21 protein-coding genes are annotated in these 20,152 nt (G+C 45.9%); 12 read left to right on the forward strand and 9 right to left on the reverse strand.

Translation table 11 applies throughout. The features are described 5' to 3' along the window. Window positions 1–83 precede the first annotated feature (83 nt). Window positions 84–629, forward strand: a complete 546-nt coding sequence (locus JFT56_RS06335) for a hypothetical protein (RefSeq protein ID WP_198782841.1) — start codon at window positions 84–86, stop codon at window positions 627–629. 155 nt (window positions 630–784) lie between these two features. On the opposite strand, the gene JFT56_RS06340 is transcribed toward JFT56_RS06335, so the two are convergent. After that, window positions 785–2,773: an alkyl/aryl-sulfatase gene (locus JFT56_RS06340; RefSeq protein WP_198783506.1), complete on the reverse strand. Its 1,989-nt coding sequence runs from the start codon at window positions 2,771–2,773 to the stop codon at window positions 785–787. A gap of 123 nt (window positions 2,774–2,896) precedes the next feature. On the opposite strand from JFT56_RS06340, the gene JFT56_RS06345 reads away from it, so the two are divergent. Beyond that, on the forward strand, window positions 2,897–3,832 hold the full coding sequence (locus JFT56_RS06345) for a LysR family transcriptional regulator (protein ID WP_198782842.1): 936 nt from the start codon (window positions 2,897–2,899) through the stop codon (window positions 3,830–3,832). A gap of 61 nt (window positions 3,833–3,893) precedes the next feature. Here JFT56_RS06345 and queF read toward each other — a convergent pair whose 3' ends face one another. Then, entirely contained in the window at window positions 3,894–4,751 is an 858-nt protein-coding gene (queF, locus tag JFT56_RS06350) for an NADPH-dependent 7-cyano-7-deazaguanine reductase QueF (protein ID WP_198782843.1), read from the reverse strand. A gap of 59 nt (window positions 4,752–4,810) precedes the next feature. Between queF and syd the strand changes: the two genes are divergently transcribed. Beyond that, window positions 4,811–5,461: a SecY-interacting protein gene (gene syd / locus JFT56_RS06355; protein WP_198782844.1), complete on the forward strand. Its 651-nt coding sequence runs from the start codon at window positions 4,811–4,813 to the stop codon at window positions 5,459–5,461. Window positions 5,462–5,553: 92 nt separating this feature from the next. Here syd and JFT56_RS06360 read toward each other — a convergent pair whose 3' ends face one another. Continuing rightward, window positions 5,554–6,327 carry a Zn-ribbon-containing protein gene (locus JFT56_RS06360; RefSeq protein WP_198782845.1) on the reverse strand — a complete coding sequence of 258 codons (774 nt, stop codon included), beginning with the start codon at window positions 6,325–6,327 and terminating at the stop codon, window positions 5,554–5,556. Beyond that, window positions 6,327–6,710: a hypothetical protein gene (locus tag JFT56_RS06365; RefSeq protein ID WP_198782846.1), complete on the reverse strand. Its 384-nt coding sequence runs from the start codon at window positions 6,708–6,710 to the stop codon at window positions 6,327–6,329. Before JFT56_RS06365 ends, JFT56_RS06360 begins: the two co-directional genes overlap by 1 nt. Before the next feature lie 147 nt (window positions 6,711–6,857). Here JFT56_RS06365 and JFT56_RS06370 point away from each other — a divergent pair, with 147 nt between their 5' ends. Beyond that, complete coding sequence (locus tag JFT56_RS06370; protein ID WP_198782847.1) at window positions 6,858–7,265, forward strand: DUF3192 domain-containing protein; 408 nt, start codon at window positions 6,858–6,860, stop codon at window positions 7,263–7,265. A 27-nt stretch (window positions 7,266–7,292) separates the two neighbouring features. Here JFT56_RS06370 and JFT56_RS06375 read toward each other — a convergent pair whose 3' ends face one another. Continuing rightward, window positions 7,293–7,526: a DUF2789 domain-containing protein gene (locus tag JFT56_RS06375; RefSeq protein ID WP_198782848.1), complete on the reverse strand. Its 234-nt coding sequence runs from the start codon at window positions 7,524–7,526 to the stop codon at window positions 7,293–7,295. Window positions 7,527–7,673: 147 nt separating this feature from the next. On the opposite strand from JFT56_RS06375, the gene JFT56_RS06380 reads away from it, so the two are divergent. Continuing rightward, window positions 7,674–8,312, forward strand: a complete 639-nt coding sequence (locus tag JFT56_RS06380) for a GNAT family N-acetyltransferase (RefSeq protein ID WP_198782849.1) — start codon at window positions 7,674–7,676, stop codon at window positions 8,310–8,312. Continuing rightward, window positions 8,305–8,610, forward strand: coding sequence for a DUF962 domain-containing protein (locus JFT56_RS06385; protein WP_198782850.1), 306 nt, complete (start codon window positions 8,305–8,307; stop codon window positions 8,608–8,610). The genes JFT56_RS06380 and JFT56_RS06385 overlap by 8 nt, the downstream gene beginning before the upstream one ends. A gap of 1,694 nt (window positions 8,611–10,304) precedes the next feature. Here JFT56_RS06385 and JFT56_RS06390 read toward each other — a convergent pair. Continuing rightward, on the reverse strand, window positions 10,305–10,691 hold the full coding sequence (locus tag JFT56_RS06390; protein WP_198782851.1) for a DUF3301 domain-containing protein: 387 nt from the start codon (window positions 10,689–10,691) through the stop codon (window positions 10,305–10,307). After that, window positions 10,688–11,701, reverse strand: a complete 1,014-nt coding sequence (locus tag JFT56_RS06395; RefSeq protein WP_198782852.1) for a DUF3549 family protein — start codon at window positions 11,699–11,701, stop codon at window positions 10,688–10,690. Before JFT56_RS06395 ends, JFT56_RS06390 begins: the two co-directional genes overlap by 4 nt. A 160-nt stretch (window positions 11,702–11,861) precedes the next feature. On the opposite strand from JFT56_RS06395, the gene JFT56_RS06400 reads away from it, so the two are divergent. The 6 genes from JFT56_RS06400 to JFT56_RS06425 all read left to right on the forward strand — a co-directional run bounded on the left by JFT56_RS06400 (window position 11,862) and on the right by JFT56_RS06425 (window position 18,608). After that, window positions 11,862–12,182 carry a YqcC family protein gene (locus tag JFT56_RS06400; protein WP_198782853.1) on the forward strand — a complete coding sequence of 107 codons (321 nt, stop codon included), beginning with the start codon at window positions 11,862–11,864 and terminating at the stop codon, window positions 12,180–12,182. Next, window positions 12,169–13,008: a tRNA pseudouridine(65) synthase TruC gene (gene truC, locus JFT56_RS06405; protein WP_198782854.1), complete on the forward strand. Its 840-nt coding sequence runs from the start codon at window positions 12,169–12,171 to the stop codon at window positions 13,006–13,008. The genes JFT56_RS06400 and truC overlap by 14 nt, the downstream gene beginning before the upstream one ends. A 480-nt stretch (window positions 13,009–13,488) precedes the next feature. After that, window positions 13,489–13,953 (forward strand): flavodoxin, encoded by a 465-nt coding sequence (locus JFT56_RS06410; protein ID WP_198782855.1) that lies wholly within the window; start codon window positions 13,489–13,491, stop codon window positions 13,951–13,953. Next, window positions 13,905–15,386, forward strand: a complete 1,482-nt coding sequence (locus tag JFT56_RS06415) for a PTS transporter subunit EIIC (RefSeq protein ID WP_198782856.1) — start codon at window positions 13,905–13,907, stop codon at window positions 15,384–15,386. Before JFT56_RS06410 ends, JFT56_RS06415 begins: the two co-directional genes overlap by 49 nt. Window positions 15,387–15,687: 301 nt before the next feature. After that, window positions 15,688–16,503 (forward strand): formyltetrahydrofolate deformylase, encoded by an 816-nt coding sequence (gene purU, locus JFT56_RS06420; RefSeq protein WP_198783507.1) that lies wholly within the window; start codon window positions 15,688–15,690, stop codon window positions 16,501–16,503. A 173-nt stretch (window positions 16,504–16,676) separates the two neighbouring features. Then, window positions 16,677–18,608 carry an HD domain-containing phosphohydrolase gene (locus tag JFT56_RS06425; RefSeq protein ID WP_198782857.1) on the forward strand — a complete coding sequence of 644 codons (1,932 nt, stop codon included), beginning with the start codon at window positions 16,677–16,679 and terminating at the stop codon, window positions 18,606–18,608. Window positions 18,609–18,732: 124 nt separating this feature from the next. On the opposite strand, the gene JFT56_RS06430 is transcribed toward JFT56_RS06425, so the two are convergent. After that, complete coding sequence (locus JFT56_RS06430; RefSeq protein WP_198782858.1) at window positions 18,733–19,086, reverse strand: DUF3718 domain-containing protein; 354 nt, start codon at window positions 19,084–19,086, stop codon at window positions 18,733–18,735. A 232-nt stretch (window positions 19,087–19,318) separates the two neighbouring features. After that, a complete protein-coding gene (dapD, locus tag JFT56_RS06435) occupies window positions 19,319–20,143 on the reverse strand; it encodes a 2,3,4,5-tetrahydropyridine-2,6-dicarboxylate N-succinyltransferase (RefSeq protein ID WP_007646778.1) in 825 nt (274 codons plus the stop codon). Between the last annotated feature and the right edge of the window lie 9 nt (window positions 20,144–20,152).

Below are 20,152 nucleotides of genomic sequence, written 5' to 3' on the forward strand. Positions count from 1 at the left end.
TTTATTCATCTTCGGTTAAATATTCATGGGTATAGTCACACTTATAATATTTTGAATTTGAATGAAATAAATGAGGTTTAGCAATGAAGCGGATTAAATGCCTAATACCTGCCACTATGCTGGTGTTGCTATCTGGCTGCGGCTATTTTGGTGGCGATGAAAAGCAGCAATTAGAGCAGGCTTGGTTGGCCAAAGATCCACAGTTACAGCAAGTGGTTGAGCAAATTCGTGCTAATGGTTTAGATGTTGTGGCGCAAAGCGCGGCTGCGGGCACAGTTTCGGCCTGTGTGGCTGAAAAACTTAGCCAAGATCCGCTGGGTAAGTTAGTCAATGTTGAAGGCTCGCTGGTGGAGTCGGCTAAGGTGGCAGAACTGCTGGGTGACTTACAGAAAGTGATGGAGCAAGACGTGAGTTTTGATCAGGTCGCGAGCTTGCTACAAAAGGGCGCCGATGCGGCGGCCTATGCTAAAAGTCTTATAGAGCAACAAGGTTTAGAGCAAGCACTCCAAAGCCTTAAGCAAATGGCTGTGGCTAGCCAGCAATTTGCCCAGCAGGATTTAGGCGTGCATTTCCAGCAATTATTGCTTGAATGTAAAACCGTGGCTCCAACGCCGGCCTCTGAGAATTAATTTTGTGCTTAAATTTGCGTTTAAATTTGGCAAGATTATTCTGACTCTGCTTTGAATACTTTCGCTAACCCAGAGTGAGAGACGTTCAAGCTAAATATCAGTGGGACAGTTTTACACAAAAAAGCCCTGAAACTTCAGGGCTTTTTACTTTGAGGTTATTTTGTTGTTGGTAAGGGGACAATCTCAAAGTTGGCATCGAACTGCACTAAGGTCGACATGATTTTAGCAAAAGCGGTTTTATCGCCCTCGAGTTTGGCACTGCCGTTGGCCAGCAAGTCCTTCAGGGTCGTTTTACCGAGTAAAATCCCGGTAATATAGCGCTTATCGATATAAAGACTGCTATCGGCCGCCATTGGTTTATCAACCTTGATATTGCTTAAATTACCGTTGCTTAGCTCGACATAAAGGGTTTCTTGGGTGTCTGGGTTAATCACATTGAGCCTGATTAACCCAAGCTCTGCGGCCTTGATGCTATCGACTCTCACGGCGAGAAAATCAAACAGGGTCGAGATATCCATTTCACCTAAAATATCTGCCGAGGCCGATTTAGGGGCGCCGGGTTGAATACCCACGCGTAGCTCTTGGGCGCCGGTGAGATAGATATTACGCCAGCCAGCACCTTCAGCCTGATAGCCCAATTGCTCATAGGTATCGGCGAGTAATTGTCTTGCCTCTGTATTGTTAGGTTCTGCCATCACCACTTTATTGAGCGCGGTGGCCACGAAACGGTATTCGCCTTGGGCATAGTCGGTTTGGGCCCGTTTAAGCACGGTTTTGGCACCGCCCATATATTCGACAAATTTGACCGCTTCATCCTTTGTCGGTAGCGGGTTTAAGTTGGCGGGATCCATATCGAAATAGCCTAAATACATGTTGTATACGGCTTTAGCATTATGGCTGTAGGTACCATGATAACCCTTAGTGTACCAAGTATCGCGCACGGCCTTAGGGATAGTGGTTTGAATCGCATCGCCAATATCTTGAATTCCCACGCCATTATTGGCTAAACGCAGGGTTTGATTATGGACTAGGCCATAGTTATCCCTTTGCATTCTGAGGTAAGCATTTACATCCGCATTACCAAAGACGGGCGCAGAGTGGGCTTCGAACAATACCTGCGCATCATCACCAAAATGGGTTAATAATTCGTTGATATCCTTAGACCATTTAATGGCATCGCGAACTTTTGCCCCGCGTAAGGTGTAAATGTTATGCATGCCATGGTAGGTGAGCTCACCCGTCCACAGGGCTTTCATTGAGGGAATATAGGTGGCCATTTCCGAGGCGGCTTCCGTACCTGAGGCGTCCATAAACACCATATCGATACCATCGATAGTGAGGGTTTCCCACTTATCTTTAGCATTTAAGGTGATATCGGGTTTTACGTAGGTCACTTCGCCTTTGGATAATCCCTTAGCGAGTGCGGCATCGACAATGCCTTGCTCGTTATGATCCAGTGTCGCGCCGTATTGATAGGCGGCGCGGCGGCTCATGGCATTCCCCGCTAATACGTTTTCGTCGACAATTTCCTTGGTGATGTTATTGGAACCATAGACTTTGACCTTAGGGTACATGGCTTTGATGGCGCGGGAGCCGCCAAAATGGTCCGCATGGCTGTGGGAGTAAATCATCGCGACTACGGGTAAGTCATTGCCCTCGGGCAAGTGTTTTAGGGCAAACTCGAGGGAGAGTTTTGCCGCTTCTTTGGTGAGCAGCACGTCATAAAGGATCCAGCCAGTCTTACCGCGGATCAGGGTTAAATTGGATAAGTCTGTGCCGCGAACTTGGTAAATCCCCTCTGTGACCTTGTATAAGCCGTTAGACACCATATTCAACTGGGCCTGGCGATAGAGTGAAGGGTTGACTGTGTCTGGGGTTTTGTCGCCAATAAAATTGAAATCGGCACGCAAAATAGCCGCAGTTGGTTCATCGAGTTCGGCGATAAGATTCTTTGAAAACTCTTCAAAGGCTTTTTTATCGGCAAAGTTAAGGCTAGCTGCTGTGGCTTTGTTTACCGCAATGGTTTGTTCAGTGGCAGGCTTTCCCTGATAGTGCAGGCTGATATGTTCATGCTCGTGTTCTGCCGCCACTGTGCTTAAAGAGAAACTGGCGATAATACTCAATGTCATCAAAGATTTTTGCATCATTTTACCTACCGATAAGAGGGTGTGTGCCGTTGATGGTTTGAGTATAGCCAGCTTGCGTATTGAGATAACTCGGGTTAGCTTGGGTTGTAATATTCATACTGTGAATGAGTGCTTTCTCCTATGCCGACACAAAAACCGTTAGATTTAAACTTATTACGGGTGTTTATGGTGGTTTACCGCACTCGGTCATTCACCCTAGCGGCGCAGGAGTTAGATTTAACTCAGTCTTCGGTGAGTAATGCGATAAGTCGATTCAGGACCTGGGTCGGGGAGTCACTGTTTAATCGGGTTGGCCGGGGAATAGAACCGACGGCGGTGGCGCGGGAGATGTACCGAAAATTCGAACAACCCATGGCGGATATTGAAACCGTCTTATTAGGATTTGAGCATTTTGATCCCAACTCTAGCCAGCGGCGCTTTTATGTGTATGCCAATGAGTCGGTTATCGAAGCGCTGCAGGCCAGTGTGCAGGCTCTGTTGCAGGGGGCGGATATTGAAGTGATTTTCCGTGAGTCGCCGCCGCAGGAGGCTGAGTTATATAAAGATATCTTGCTTGAGCGGGTCGCCGTGGCGGTTGATATTAAACCTGCGCAGCAAAGTTTGCTCTCAAGCAAATTGCTCTTCACCGAAACCTTAGTGTGTATCGTCAGTCGGCAACATCCCCGTATTCAAGGTGCCATCAGCCATGAACAGTATTTTGCGGAGAAACACGTCTTTTTGAATTTGCGGCGTTTTAATTTGACGGCGGGGGATTTGTTTACTGAGGGCGTGTTGCCAAGGCGCAAAATGTACAGCGAGCAGTCATCTTTATTGAGTATGTTTGCGACCGTAGGTAAAAGTGAGGCGATAGGCATAGCGCCTTTACGTTACGCCAGTCAGTACGCCCAAATGTTTGGCCTACAAATTTTACCTATGCCACTTAGAACAAGGCCGATTGATTTGTATATGGTGTGGGGGAGTAAGTACACTCAAAACCCGAGTCATCAATGGTTACGAAGCTTACTGCTTCAGGCCAGTACAAAAACGGTAACTGAAAAAAGCGCTGAGTCTGGCTAACCGCGAGGGCGAGTGATTCAGCGCTTTTTCCGTTTTAAATCTCAGTTTTAATGCCCGCTAATTACTGTCTTGCGAGTCTGTGGCTTTCGCCGGGGTGCTCAAAATCACTGCGATAAGGGTTGATATCTAAGCCGCCACGGCGCGTATAACGGGCGTACACGGTTAACTTAGTGCAATGACAGTAGCGTTTTAAATCGACAAAAATCCGCTCGACACATTGTTCGTGGAACTCGTTATGCTGGCGGAAAGAAATCAAATAGCGCAGCAGTTTTTCGCGATCGATTTTCGGCCCTTGATAACGGATCATCACGCTGCCCCAATCGGGTTGTGAGGTGATCAAACAGTTGGATTTTAGCAGATTTGAATTAAGCGTTTCTGCGACCGTTTGCTTATCGTCCGTGCTGTTTTCTAAGTAATCAGGGTTAAAACTATAATCGCTGACTTCAATATCGAGATCGTCAATGCAGGTGCCTGGCAGTTCTATAATACGCTGAATACCAAAACTTTTAGGTTCGATAATCTTGACTGTCACTTCGCCTTGAGCGCACTGACTTAAGTCCTGCACTAAGGTTTTTTGGACGGCATCGATACTGTCGAATTTGGTCTGATTAAAGCTGTTTAAATACAATTTGAAGGATTTCGACTCAATCAGATTCAGGCTTTCATAGCTTAAATGAAATTCAGCTATGGCCACCATAGGCTTACCTTTTGCATTCAGCCAAGACAGCTCATAACCGGTCCAGATATCGGCGCCATGAAAGGGCAAGGTCCCAGTCAGTGCAATAGCATTACGGTTTAGTGAGCGTGGAACCCCTTGCAGCAGCGATGCATCATACTCAGCTTGGTAGTCGGTGGCTTTACCTAACGTTAGTCCAACAAGCTCTTTTGCATCACTATAGGGATCGTGATTCTGTGTCATCAATACTGTTTCCATGTCAAAATAGGCGCACATTATACCTGAAATTGGATTGTGCTTAAGTGTCTTGTCTGTCTGCCCTCGATAAATTTTTGCAAAATTATCATCAAGCTTACCTAACTACTTTAGGTGAATTACCGCGATATTACCCGCAGGGGGAAGCATCTTTATGTATTCAAGGTGAGTTTTTGCCAGATGCGGGTGAAGCCGTTGCTTGGAAGCCTGTTAAACGTGATGAGCAGGGCAGTTTTGTCAACCTTGAACAGGCACTCGAGCTAAGCCTCTGGCCCGATATCAATGTGTTTTACGGCCAGTATTTTGCGGCCCCTTTGCTATTTGACTCCCAGTGGGGCACGGGCGAATTGTTGCAGGCATGGAATGAGGATGATTTTAACTGTTTGCAACAGAATATCATTGGTCACTTGATGATGAAGAAACAACTCAAACAGCCACCAACTTGGTTTATCGGCCTTTTAGACGATGGCGATAATATGCTGACGGTCAATAATGCCGATGGTAGCGTTTGGATTGAGATCCCAGGTGAGATCCCCACCCAGCAATTGTCGCCAAGTTTAGCGGCGTTTATTGGGGCGTTATCCCCACGGATAGCACCGCCAGTAAAACATGAAGAACTCCCTATGCCCGCATTAGAACATCCGGGGATTTTTGCCAGCTTTAAACGTATGTGGCACAACCTTAGGGGGAAGCGTTAACGCGAGGCAAACTTTCGCAAACTCAAGGTTGTATCGGTATGATTGGTTTATCGATGTGCTTGAGTTTGCTCTGTGGCAAGCTTCACCACAAGTTACTGATGATCCCAGGATAGGTTAGACACTATGCGGCAAGGCTCACAGCGAAAGTGGAACATATCCAATAAAGGTTCATCGAACTTCCAATCTTGATTGCCACAACGAGGGCAGGGGCGCGCCATTTCGGAGGTGAGATCCTGACCACCGACGCGATATAAATAGTAATAGGTCGGGATCTGAGTGAGATATTCGATACGGCCGCGTAAATCCCAACCTCTGCGAAATAAATCACTGTCTGGACTCGATAATTCCTCAAGTGCGGCAAACTCGGCTTTAGTGGCCGCCGCCATTTGCAGCTCGTCACAGGCCTGCCATTCACTCTGCCAACGAATAATTCGTTTATGGTCGCCATTAAAGGTGGCGGGTATACGGTACAGGGGAATCGGCAATAAATTGTCACCACTGCGCAGCGGCGAGCACATATGTACATAACTGGTATACAGCAATTGCCAGCTTGGGGTATCGGTATTGCTGACCTCAGAATTGATATCTTGCCCGATAAACTTTTCCCGCGGCGCGAGTAGCTTAGCTTCGGTTAATTCGGCTAAGGCTTTTTTGACCCATGGGCTGTGGTATTTGTGCGCTAGGCTGTTATTTTCAGGCGTTAATAGCCGCACCCTAAACTCACCGTCATTAAAGGCGACCGCAAATTCCCGCCCTAATACTTGGCCATTGGCTCGATAGGCTTCAAGTAGCTGATTAATGGCTTTCTCGGCAGCAGAAATCGTGGTATCGGCAAAGCATTCGAAGCGCAGTTCAGTGACAAACATTAAGCTGTTTTTCCTTTTGATTCTAATAAGCTGAGGCGTTGTTTTAGCTCAAGCAGTTCGTTTTTTAATTGCATTATTTCAGCTTTTTGCTGCTCAGCGTGACGCTCAAAATGGGTTTGTTGCATCTGCAGGCGATCGGCGAGCATCGCAAGGGTTAAGGTATCGCCAGTTGTCGAGGCTTCAGTGGTTGAGCTGATGGTTGGCAACTCGGCTAAGCGCTCACGTTCCGCTTTTGGCATAGATTTAAATTGCTGTAAACCTTGGATCAATATAGGTAAAGGCAGACTGTTCCCTAAGCGAGTTTTAATTAAGGCTAAGCTTGGGACTTTTCCGCTGGCCTCGAGCGCACGTGCCGCAGCCAATACTTGGTCAATGGGACTCATAATGAGTGAAATTCCTTAATTCGAGTTGTCATTTACACTAACTTCCGGCATGCGATATTGATTTTATTGTTAAATAACAATTAATTATATTTTTGGCGTGTATTTTGCTTTTTGCAGCATCTCAATAACAATTACACAGGAAGTCATATGATGAATACTAGATTTAATCGCAAACTTATCGCAGTTACTTTTTTAGGGCTTGCAAGCTTAGGTCTTAGCGGCTGCGTGGTCAATGTTGGCGATGGAGAATCGGGTTGGGATAGCAGTGAATCATGGGAAAAAGTGCAGGAAAAGAATCGCAATAATTTAATTAAACTCAGCCTTGGCATGAGTAAAGACCAAGTTATGACCCTAATGGGAACCGCTGATTTGAGCGAAGCTTATATTCAACAAAGTGCTCAGCAAGGTGAAGCCAATAAAGAAGTGTTAGTGCTTTTTTATCGAACCCAACATACCCATAGTGACGGTAAAACCACTAAGGACGAATGTACCCCCATCGTCCTTAGCAACAATGCGTTAGTGGGCTGGGGTGATACAGCTTATAGCAAAATCTAACCGAGCCTAGCCGCAAAGTCTGCGAGATTAGGGCTTTCTGAGCTGAGTATCTAGCTGCTCAATAAGCTCAGTCCATTGGGCATCGGCTTCTAGGGCTTCGATAATGAAGCTCTTCTGGGCCGATGTCCAAAAGGGCGCTTGGCTTAAGTGTATGTGTGGCGCTAATTTATGGGTCGCGATAAATTGCACTATGGCTGCGGGGTGATTATCCAATCCCAGTTGTTCAAATAAATGTGCTAAATCTACGGGTGTGGTATCCATTTGTTATGCCTTTCCAATATGTGCCTTAACTTAGGGTATGCGACTCGCTGAAAAATGCAATTTATGATTAAAATTTGCACTTTCTTGTTTCCTTGTTACATTGATTAGTACTCATAAGAGTGTGATCTAAATCAAGGAATTCTAATAATGGACAATAAAACCTTGGACGAGTGTCGTGCAGTTTATTTGACCGCCGAAGATTTACGTGTTGCCGCTTCAATTCTTTACAATGCCTACCATGATGATCCCTTCTTTGTCGAAGCGCTCGCAACTTCTGATAAGTTTGCCTACGAACAAAAATTGCGCGCCGCTATTCGTGAAGAACTCAATACGCTATGGCAACAAAAACAAGCACTAATAGGGTTGTTTGATCAAGAACGTTTAGTGGGCGTGGCCTGTGTCGTGACTCAAGAAGTGCCACTTGGGGAAGGGCGCTATTGGCATTGGCGTTTAAAAATGTTGCTCGGTACGGGATGGCAATCGACCCAAGCTATAATGAAAAAAGAGTCGACAATTTTGGAATTGTTACCTAGCAATCACTGTGGGATCTTGCAGTTTATTGCTTTAGCTTTGAACGAACAGGGCAAAGGCTTAGGTCATCAGCTCGTACAAGCGGTTGTAAGTTGGTGTGATGAACAGCCCGAGCTCGATGGTATCGGGGTTTTTACGACTCAAGAAAGCCATACGCATTTATTGACTCAGCATGATTTTGTCTCACTGGGCGAATTGGTTATTGGCAGTGTGCCAGGGCAATTATTATTTTATGCGGGTCAACAAGATGAATGAGCGATACAAATGTTTTGCCGATTTTTATCCCTTTTACCTCTCACAGCACCAAGACAAGACGTGTCGGTGGCTGCATTTTATCGGTAGCAGTTTAGTGTTGCTGTTATTGGTGGGCGCCATAGTCACCCATAACTGCTGGCTATTGTGGTTTATTCCTATTGTGGGTTATGGATTTGCATGGGTTGGGCACTTCATTTTTGAGAAAAATCGACCCGCGACATTTCAATATCCTTTGTATAGTTTAATGAGCGATTGGGTGATGTTTGCACAGATGCTGCGCAACTTATTGAAGCGCTAAAGAATCTATACAAGTGAGATGCTCATCCCCTTGTGAGATATTGCTTACAAAGACTGTAGGATAAAATGTTTTCTTTTGGATTGTTTTGTCATCTGTGTTTTTAAAAACAATTTACAATCAATATCTTAAGTTTGCATTGCTCTCGGTTGTGCAAATTTTAAGCTAAGGTGTGTTCTTCTCACGAAACAAAAATAACAGGATTGGCGTAGAATTTATTCATCGCTAAAGCAGATGGATAGCATGGATTGCAAGACAGGCGAAAGGGACGCAGGAGGCTACAAATTTAGGTTCTTGGATTTGAACCTGTGACGGTAGGAAAACTGTCATCTGCCTAAGATAGGCTAAGGAAAAGCAGGGTTGCTTGTTCATGGATGATAATAGGACAGCGCACTTGTCAGGATGATAGGTTTCAGGACGAATACAGGACGGGCTTAAGGATTAAGCTTCTCGGTGCAGGAAGTATCGAGATAAAGGATAGTATTTAGGGATAGTGTGAAAGGATAGTATAAGGGTGAACAGCTTGTACTCAATTCATGGACGATACATCAGCAGGATGCGGGTGCAATAGGATTAGGTCATAGGATGTGACAGGCTCCGAACAGGACGATTCGGATTAAGGGACTGAGTGTTAAAACACTCATTAGCTCATGGATGACAGGAAGCAAGCATACGCATGGAAGGTGCAGGGAGCACGAATCGAGCAGGAAGGCTTACAAAGGATAAATGGGGCGCACTAAGTGCGCCCTTTCTTTTTTTATTTTGCAAGCTGCAAGGGATAAAGGACTTTATCTAGGTTTGCTATTTTTAACTGAGTTCACCGCCTGTATTTAGCCATTAGAGTCACAACTTCAGAGAAACAGGTGAGTGCGTCAAAATGTCCATGTCTAACAATCCCCAGCTGTAAATTAAATCAGTTAACTGACTTTTGCTCTTTTATACGGTTATTTACGTCTAATTTAATCTGCCGATCCATTAGTCAGCCTGCCAAATTCATTGGGAAGGATAAAAACTGCCAATCTCTTTGTGAGATATGTCTCACAAGCATGTAAGTAATTTGTAAATTATTCGACTGATAAAAGCCGTCACATTTTCATCAAATATTATTTAATCAGTATGTTAAGTTTGATTTTTAATTGTGTCGTTAATATTGCAGTGGATCTTTTTATTTTCAGCAGCGTAAGCCTCACCACGACTGTCGTAAACTTCATTTGTAGACGGAACTACAGACAACAGGATGTTAGCGGTCAGGACGACTGGGCAGTGTTTAAAGGATGAGCACTGAGGGAGTGAGAAGGAGATAAGCTTTCAGGATGAGAGCGCATAGACACCACGGAAGGGAAGACTATCAAGGACAGATAGCCTAATTGCATAGGACTGCAATGGCACATGGAGTGCACTAGAAGGGATGCTTCAATACCTATTTCAAGGATGATGGTGGAACCGCTCAGGAAGGAGCAAGCTTGGTAAAAGGAACGCCAAGAGATAGGGAAGTACTTAGGTACAGGGAAATATCAAGGATTGAGCAAGGATGTGCAGGATGCTTGTTTACGCATGGATGGTGCAGGGAGCACAATAATAGCGGGATAGCTTAACAGAGAACAGAAGGGCGTGATCTTAGGATCGCGCCCTTTCTTTTATGGGGATTGATGACTTGGTTTGACTATTGAGACTGAGCCTTTTCGATAGTCAGTCGCTTAATGGCACTTGCCTGAGCTACAGCCGCTTTGCGTACCACAACCGCCAAATTTACCCTGCGCTGTAGGCGCTTCATGCCATTCTGGCTCAGGGAAGATTGGCCACTCAATTTTTTGAATTTTTTTGCCGAGCATCCAAATATGACCACTGTATTGGTTGATACCGTCGGTACTAAATTCAAATAAGTATTTAGCTTTCCAGCATATTCCTGTCGTCCCACCTAGGCTTGGGCGGGCGGTTTCCATTGCAATCGCTAGGAGCTGAACTTTTTGCCGACAACATTCTTTCTCGGCAAAAATACGGCTTAATTCTGCCATTTGTCTTAGTTGCCAAAAGAATGCGGCAATCACGACCAATGCAATAATTAACAGTAAATCTGACATCATTTGCTTGCCGCCTTAAACAAACCACCTATGGCCTGTGATAGTTGAACGCTACGATTGGGATTTCTTAATTCACCTAGTAGTTGATTGCGTAAACTAGGGATAGCCACAATATCAGCAAAGACCTGATTAAAAAAGGCTTGGGGTTGAAGGGCTAGTGCTTCTAAGTAAATACTGCGACTCACCTCTTGCTTTAGCACAGTCCAATTACGTCCTGCAATACTGAGCAGGCTATTGGCATCTAGCTGTGATGCTTGATGCAAATGAATAAATGCCTTTTGGCTTAACTCGTTATTGGAGGCTAATGCGCGAAGAAAATAGGTTTTGTATTCAACAGGGGCCAGGGTGAACTTGTCAAAAATTTTGTTGGCAAGTGCTGGGCTTAAATGCACATGCTCTAAACATTGGCAAAGGGCGATTTGCACTTCCATTGCTGTCGTATCAAAACTGGCAATAATGTGTGCCTCATGGTCTTGCTCTTTAACTCGCACGCATACATCGGCAATTCCTTGCATTCCTACCTGTTGCCATTGGCTGGGAGCGATTTGACCAGCAAGGTATTGCATTGCAAATTCATACTGTGTTGATGCCCTTTGTCCTAATTGCTTACGTACTAATGCATTGAATACCGCTAATTTTTCTTGGCTTGGTTTAAAGCTAAAAGGGTTGTTGGCTAAGCGTTCTTGCTGCTCATCACTCAGTGGTTGGGTGGGATCTTGCCCTAGGGCCGATAACACCATTTCGATAAATTGTGACCGTGGCGCGGGCGACAGTAATCCTTGTTCATCTAAGGCCAGTTTTAGAAACCAAATAAAGTGTTGCTGGCTCGCATCCCAAAATACAATGGCAAATTGCGCATGTCCCTGTATTGGATAAGGATAGGGAGTTGCAAGGGATTCGATTTGATGAAACGCCAGCAGATCAATATGCTGCACCCTGCGACCTAGGTCATACACTTGAAACTGGGTTTTGGCTGTGGTTAAAAATTGGCTAAGAGTAGTAATTTCAGTCATTTGGCTACAATATCATCAAAAAGGCTCAATAAATGGGTGACATTATAGGGGGAAGTGCGTCTGGATGGTATGATTGCCGGACTTTAATCGGCCGAATGAGCGTGCGGGCATCTTGGGGATGTCGCTATCCCGCGCTAAATGTGCAGTGGATTTGAAATCAATGTTATATAGTCAAACGCGAACAAAACTAGCACAAATATCCGATTGCTTACGTCAAGCAGGGTTATGGTCAACCACAGCCCCCTCCGTGCAGGCCATGGCAAGCACAGCCCCTTTTGCCTGTGATCTTATGCCCTTGGAGCAATGGTTACAGTTTATTTTTATCCCCCGCATGCAAGCGCTGATTGACGCCGGGCAGCCATTGCCCTCGCAAATTGCTATTGCTCCAATGGCACAGCATGTGTGGCAAAACATGGGCCAATTACAGTTGTTAATTGGTGTCTTAAACGAATTGGATATGTTGTTAAATGAACCAAGATGATGCATGGCTGGATATGCCCGATGCTGCACTAGACACCGCCACCCAAGGTGACTGTGATGAGCAAGCGCCTGAGTTGACTATTTTATTTGAAGATGAACATATAGTTGCGATCCATAAGCCCGCAGGCTTACTCGTTCACCGTAGTTATTTGGCCCGCCGTGAGCGTTTTTTTGCTATGCAGTTGACCCGGGATTTAGTGGGTTGCCATGTATTTCCCGTGCATCGTTTAGACAGGCCTACTTCCGGTGTATTAGTGTTTGCCAAAAGTAGCGAGATAGCCAATAACCTCTGTGAGCAATTTGCTAATCATACTGTTGAAAAACAATACCTTGCACTAGTTCGTGGCAATATGCATGAATCAGGTGTGCTCGATTATGCCCTCAAAGTTGAACTCGATGAAGTGGGGGATAAATACGCAAGCCAGGATAAAGCGGCGCAGGATGCCGTCACTGCCTATGAGCCTTTGCTCAATGCGGAAATTCCATATCCTTCAGGACGATATCCAACGAGTCGTTTTGCGTTAGTGCGACTTTGCCCTAAAACGGGGCGTAAGCATCAACTAAGAAGGCATATGGCCCATTTGCGTCATCCGATTTTAGGTGATACCACCCATGGTGATGGCAAACAGAATGCCTTTTTCCGGGAACATTTTGGCTTGAATCGCCTGTGGCTTATCGCTAAAAAACTCACCTTTACACACCCCGTAACCCAAACTCGGATCAGCATTGAGACTGAGCTTGAGCCACAATGGGAGCAGGTATTTTCCGGTCTTGGTTGGGATGATGCCGTACTCAGCCAAGAGCCGACACTCTTGATTGCTAAATAGTTGATTATTAAATAATTGATTGCTAAATAGTTGATCGCTAAGGACGAGCAAAAACCTGCCTAAAATGGGCTGAGTGGCTTATCGAGCGTCTTTTATATTATCTATCTGGGATTGATCAAAGTGAGACTGGCCACGGCAATTCGTTAAGTGCCTATCTACACCTGTGTTGTTATCAGTCTTGTATGATGGAAGTATTTGTCACCTGTGGACACAGCTTTTGCATCATATTGGCTAAGGTTGAAAAACCGGGTGTCGGAGCGAGAGGGGATTGAAGGTCCTGCTGGGCGGCGTGGAAGTAGTGCTTACGTCTAGTTTTGGTGGTTTTGTGATGCTGCTTGAGGTGTTTTAGCCTAGTGGTCTGTCGCATCCGTCGCCTTCCTCATGCTCAATAACTTGATTTATAAATATTTTACGTCGTTACTTGCCCTAAAGCCTGAGAATAAAGTAAGTTCAGCTTAATAGTGCAGAATGGAGTATACCATGAAAAAGGTGAATCTGGTGTTTGGCACTGTGTATGGTAGTGCACAGTTTACGGCCGAAACCTTAGAAAAGGCATTAATTCAACTCGGTTATGGGGCAAAACTATGGCAACCGGACGAGATTGCCCATTTCACTCCACCCCAGGATGAGTTGTTAGTGGTGGTGACCTCGACCACGGGGCAAGGTGATTTACCCGATGATATTCAGCCTTGGTTTTATCACTTAAAAAATACCGCTCCCTATTTACCCGAGCTTAAATTCAGTGTTATTGCACTTGGGGATTCGAGTTACGAGACTTTCTGTGGTGCGGGTAAGTCAGTTGATGAGTTACTGGTTGAATTAGGCGCTAAACCTATTCTTGAGCGTCTTGAAATCGATGCCTGTGAAACCATGGAACCTGAGGTAGAAGCAATAAAATGGCTGGAACGTTGGAATCAAGTCGTCAAGTCCGAGCTCGCCGCTTAGGTCACTTTGTCACTCAACAATGGTTTAAATTTGCCCAGCGCCTAAGCCAAGCGTTACTCATTCCTATTGCTATCTTACCGGCGGCAGGAGTGATGTTGGGGTTAACCGTAAGCCCGATTCCTTTTATGCCCGCTGAACTTACCGTGCTGATGTTGGCCGTGGGTAAGCTGATTTTCGCCATTATGCCCATGCTGTTTGCGGTGGCTGTGGCCATAGGTTTTTGCCGCGATCAAGGCATTGCCGCATTTACCGCCGTGTTTGGGTATGGGGTGATGACGGCAACCCTAGCGGCCCTTGCCGATCTATACCGACTTCCAACCCAGCCCTTACTCGGGATGGAGACTTTAGATACTGGCATTGCGGGTGGTATGTTGCTCGGCGGTATCACTTGTCTTGCGGTGCGTTGGAGCCAATATATTCAATTGCCAGCCATTTTTTCATTCTTCGAGGGGCGGCGTAGCGCATCTTTACTGATTATTCCTTTGGCCATGGGCTTAGGTTATGGGCTTGCCCATGTTTGGCCACCCCTGTCACTTCTGATTGAGCAAGTGTCGGACTGGGCCGTATATCAGAAGCCCGCGATTGCGTTTGGCGTGTATGGTGCGCTAGAGCGCTTGCTCATTCCCTTAGGGCTACATCATATTTGGAATGCGCCTTTCTATTTGGAAGTGGGACAATATCAATTGCAGGGGTCGGAAGTTATCCGTGGCGAAGTGGCACGCTATTTAGCGGGCGATCCCCAAGCGGGCAATCTTGCCGGCGGGTATTTGATTAAAATGTGGGGGTTGCCCGCGGCGGCCCTTGCCATGTGGCGTTGTGCCGATAGGTCTGAGCGCAATCGTGTGGCCGGCATTATGCTCTCGGCCGCGGCGGCGAGTTGGTTGACTGGGGTGACAGAACCTATCGAATTTGCCTTTATGTTTGTGGCGCCGGTTTTGTTTTTAATTCATGCGTTACTCTCAGGCCTTGCCTATTCGGTGTGCATTCTGCTCGATATTCACCACAGCATAGTGTTTTCCCACGGGCTGGTGGATTTTTCGCTGTTGTTTTCCCTTTCTCGCAATACGAGTTGGTTTATTTTCCTTGGCCCATTAACGGCGATAATTTATTACCTTTTGTTTAGATTGAGTATTTTAGCCTTTAATTTAAAAACCCCCGGTCGACTCGAACGACAAGAGCATCAAGGGGCTAAGGAGAGTTTAAGGGCGATCATTGCTGCACTTGGCGGAAGAGAGAATATTGTTGAGTTGAATGCCTGCTTAACCAGGTTGCGCTTGAGTGTGCATAAACCTGAATTGGTCAATAAAGTTCGTTTGAGCCAGCTAGGGGCCAAGGGCGTGATTGTGATGGGAAAAGGTGTCCAAGTGGTGTATGGCACTAAGGCTGAAACCCTGCGAAAAGTACTGCAGCGCTATTTGGATACTCGCCGTTAAGTCTATTGGTTTTGATCAATATTGGCCGAGATATCTCCCGATCCTTAGTGTGGTATTCATTTGCTTGCCTCAATATTGCTTCCATCGCCTTAGATTCCCCAAATTTGTGGCTTAAATTTTGGGGTTTATCGAATGAATCTTCTGAAATGTCGGTTTTATCTCGTTATTTGTTAGATTTTCTGCTGTTTGATGTAATGAGCTATGGCACACTCGAATGAGGGACCATAGAGGAGATCAGATTTTGCAGTCACAGCATGAACCAGCATTGAAAGCTCAGCCAGTCTTAGCACGTAAAATCCTAATGACAGATTGTGCCGATGCCCAAGGGCTTATCGCTAAGATCACGGGCGTATGTTTTAACCATAAACTCAATATCATTAAAAACAGTGAGTTTGTGGATAATGCTCAGGGGCGATTTTTTATGCGCACTGAGTTAGAAGGGATATTCGATAGCGAGCAGTTACTGCAGGATCTGCGGGATGTACTGCCAGCACAGAATCATATGACCTTAGTCAGTGCTGGTAAAAAGCGCATTGTGGTGCTGGTGACTAAAGAAGCGCACTGCCTAGGCGATTTACTGATGAAGGCCTATTACGGTGGGCTCAGTGTTGAAATTGCGGCCGTGGTTGGTAATCACAACGCGCTGCGGGAACTGACGGAGAAGTTCAATATTCCCTTCCATTTAGTCAGCCATGAAGGATTAGACAGAACGCAACACGAGCAAGCGCTGCTTGCCGCGGTATCGCAATACGAACCCGATTATTTAGTCTTGGCTAAGTACATGCGGGTATTAACCCCCGATTTTGTGGCGCAATATCCGAATCGAATTATCAATATTCACCACTCCTTCTTACCCGCCTTTATTGGCGCCGCGCCCTATCGTCAAGCCTGGGAGCGCGGGGTGAAGATCATCGGGGCGACCGCCCATTTTGTGAATAATTGCCTCGATGAGGGGCCGATCATTAAGCAGGATGTTATTCCCGTCGATCATAGCTACAGCGCCTTAGAAATGGCGAGGGCGGGGCGGGATGTCGAGAAGAGTGTGCTCAGCAAGGCTCTGCAGCTGGTGCTCAACGAGCAAGTGGTCGTTTATGGTAATAAAACCATTGTATTTTAAGGGCGCTTTTCGCTGAAGGTTGGGGCAGCTTAACGTCGGTAGTTTCGCCCCATTGACCCATGGCAATATCCATTTATATATTATCCAATTGTTGAGTAAGCTTTTATTAGAGTATTCTGGCAAGTACCCGTAAAGTGTTTATCCAGTGCGCTAGTCATGGATGGGAGTGATGAATGTCAACTAGTCGAAGTCTTATCGTTGGGGTGAAGGATCTACCTGACAATTTAGAGCTATCATGGGCGCAACTCGATGGGCAATTTCGAGTGCAGCGCATGAGCCAAGCCTTTTACGCCCGTTGTAAGCGCTCTGCAGCACAAATCATCAATCAGCCACTCTCAGAACTTTTTAGCGCCTTCAATGCTGAACTCTGTGCCGATATTGCTCGCCAGCAAAGGCAAATTGTGGGGTTTCAGTTACAAGATGATCAAGGCATGCGATTACATTTTTCGCTGCATTTAGTGCCCAATGTGGGCTGGAATTTGATCCTATCTGACACCAATTTTGAAGACCCACAGATTAAAGAATTACACTCGGATTACCGACGTGCGATTCAAGCAAGTGATGCATGGCTGCAACATATTGAAGATGTTATTAAATCTCCCCAAGAAGATGTATTTAAAGTCGCAGTATCTAAAGCCATGTCCTTAACGGGGAGCCATTATGGTTTTATTTTGCTGCATAACGAGAAGTTAGGTTCGTTGACTCTGGCTGCGCGTTCCGAATATCCCACCCCTAAAAATAATACGACGGATTTTGTTAAAGAAGGTATTCAAGTCGCGGAGCGTGAGTGCCGTTTATGGCTTGAATGTGCTAAAAACTATAAGCCCATTATCCATAACGACAGGGACAATCTGCCACATCGGGGGGATTTAGGATTTGATCAGTTGCTGCTAAATGGCCGCTATATGGCGGTGCCGATTTTATTTCGTGCTCGAATGGTCGGCTTAGTTTGTGTGATAGGCAGGGATGAACCTTATACTCGCAGCGATGCAAGATCTTTGCTTACCTTTGCGAGTATTCTTTGGCATACCATAGAGTTACCTCGGTCATTACGGGCCGTTTCCCGCCAGTCAAAAATCATTAAGGCCCAAAAAGAGCAGTTATCTCACTCATTAACTCAGCTGATCAGCGCGATTTCAGAGGCGCTAGAACTGAAGGATGCCTATACCGCGGGGCATCAAAAGTCAGTTGCCCAGTTAAGTTATTTGATTGGAGAAAAGCTTGGCTTAGAACCGCAGCGTTTAGAAGGACTTAAAATAGGTGCCCTAGTGCATGACATAGGGAAGCTCGCCATACCGTCACAAATCCTCACTAAACCTTCTAAGTTATCTAAGGAAGAGTACGCGTTAATCCAAACTCATCCGCAGCATGGGGCGGAAATCGTTGAAGGTGTGGAGTTTCCCTGGCCGATTAAACAGATGATTTTACAGCACCACGAACGGCTCGATGGCTCGGGTTATCCGCTAGGACTGAAAGATAAAGCCATTCTCTACGAGGCCAAGATCATTGCGGTTGCCGATGTGGTCGATTCAATACTCTCCCACCGACCTTATCGGCCATCCTTGGGCTTGGCTAAAATGACCGAAGTATTACGGGCGGGCAAAGGTACGCTGTTCGATCCCGAAATAGTGGAAACCTGCTTAGAGATTTTAATTAACCGTGAGCTGAGCATCAGTGATCATATCGGCTCAGCGGCATTAGAACCGGTAGTGACTGTGACACTTGACCATGAGCTTGCCGATATCAAGCGCTTATTAACAACCGCCCATGCGAAAGTTGCCGTGGTGTTGGATGAAACGCACAAAATCATCGGCATGATTACTCAGCGTCTTTTAGATTACTGGTTGAGTCCCTTAATAGGCACTGCCGCAGAGCGGGAACAGGATAGGGCCTTTCTTCGTAAAAAAGCCCATCAAATTATGGAGCACTCTGTGCCTATCATCAACGATGTCGCGACCTCAGAGGATGCTTTGCAGCAGCTTAATCAATTGGACATTGAGTTTCTTGTGGTCGTCAATAAAGCGCACCAAGCCATAGGTGTCATTGGCTGGCGAGCGATAGCGATGGCAAACAAGGAGCGGCAAGAGGTTGAGCGTTTGATTTGACCCTATTGTTCGCCTGTGCACAGATTACACATTATGAATCAATAAATTAATTAGTTTATTAATAAATCGGTCAGTCAAAAAAAAGGCGCCTGAATGACGCCTCTAGAGTCGGACATTCAATGGATTAAAAATTAACGGCATAGACCTCATCCATAGTGTTTGCGGTAATATCTTTAATAGTCACTTGACCTTGCACATAACGTCCTATGCGTTGTGCGGTTTTTTCGGCACCTTGACTCAAGGCGAACTGATGAAAATTTTCACCATTGCAGACTAAACGTGGAAATATTCGTGCTTCATTAATCCGATATTCTTTCATCGTACCATTGAAGGATACCAAGCTATTGCTGGCACCTGCTTTACATACCGCGATCAGGGTATTTTCAAGCTGTGGATCCATTGCTGCAAACGCATGAGTGCTTATACCCAGTGCACAGAATGCGGCTATACCACCTAATTTTGCCAATGTAGATTTCATATTAAGCTCCTTGCTGAGGGATATTCCTTTTTCAGTTAAGTTGCTTTTGGAGGAGTTTGCAGGGGTATTTGGGCGGTCAAGTGTATCTAAATGTTGGATCTGGATCTGTGTGTGTCTCTGTGTAACGACATGTGTTTTTTTGAGAGAAAAGGGAGAGTTTTAGGATATAAAAAATGCCAAGCAAGGGGCTTGGCATTTTAGTCTATTGTGACTTAACCCTCAGGATTGAAGGTTAATCAACAATACGCAGTAGCTCGTTGATACCCACTTTACCGCGGGTTTTTGCGTCCACTTTTTTAACGATAATCGCAGCATAAAGGCTGTACTTGCCACAGGCTGAGGGTAGATTGCCAGAGACGACAACCGAGCCTGCGGGGACACGACCATAATGCACTTCGCCGGTTTCGCGATCATAAATCCGAGTGCTTTGGCCGATATACACGCCCATAGAAATCACTGAGCCTTCTTCGACGACTACGCCTTCAACAATTTCAGAGCGCGCACCGATAAAGCAGTTATCTTCAATAATTGTCGGGCCCGCTTGCAATGGCTCAAGTACGCCACCAATGCCGACACCGCCAGATAAATGCACGTTTTTACCGATTTGTGCACATGAGCCCACGGTTGCCCAAGTGTCCACCATAGTGCCTTCATCAACGTAGGCACCTAAGTTGACGTAGGATGGCATTAACACGGTATTCTTGCCGATAAATGAGCCCTTACGCACTGTGGCAGAAGGCACCACACGAATAGCCTCGGCCTTAAAACGTGCCTCATCATATTCGGCAAATTTTAACGGCACTTTGTCGAAATACTTAGTTTCTGCGCCATCGATAACCGCGTTATCGAAAATACGGAAGGACAGTAATACCGCCTTTTTCAGCCATTGGTGCACATGCCACTGGCCATCGATCTTTTCGGCGACCCGCACTTCACCTTTGTCGAGCATATTGATGACATGTTGCACATCGCTGCGCACGCTGGCGTCGACTGTGCTTGGTGTGATGTCGGCGCGCGCTTCGAAAGCGGCCTCAATACGTTGGCGTAAAGCCTCCATTTACTTCTC

Source organism: Shewanella putrefaciens (assembly GCF_016406305.1).
Taxonomy (GTDB): domain Bacteria; phylum Pseudomonadota; class Gammaproteobacteria; order Enterobacterales; family Shewanellaceae; genus Shewanella; species Shewanella putrefaciens_C.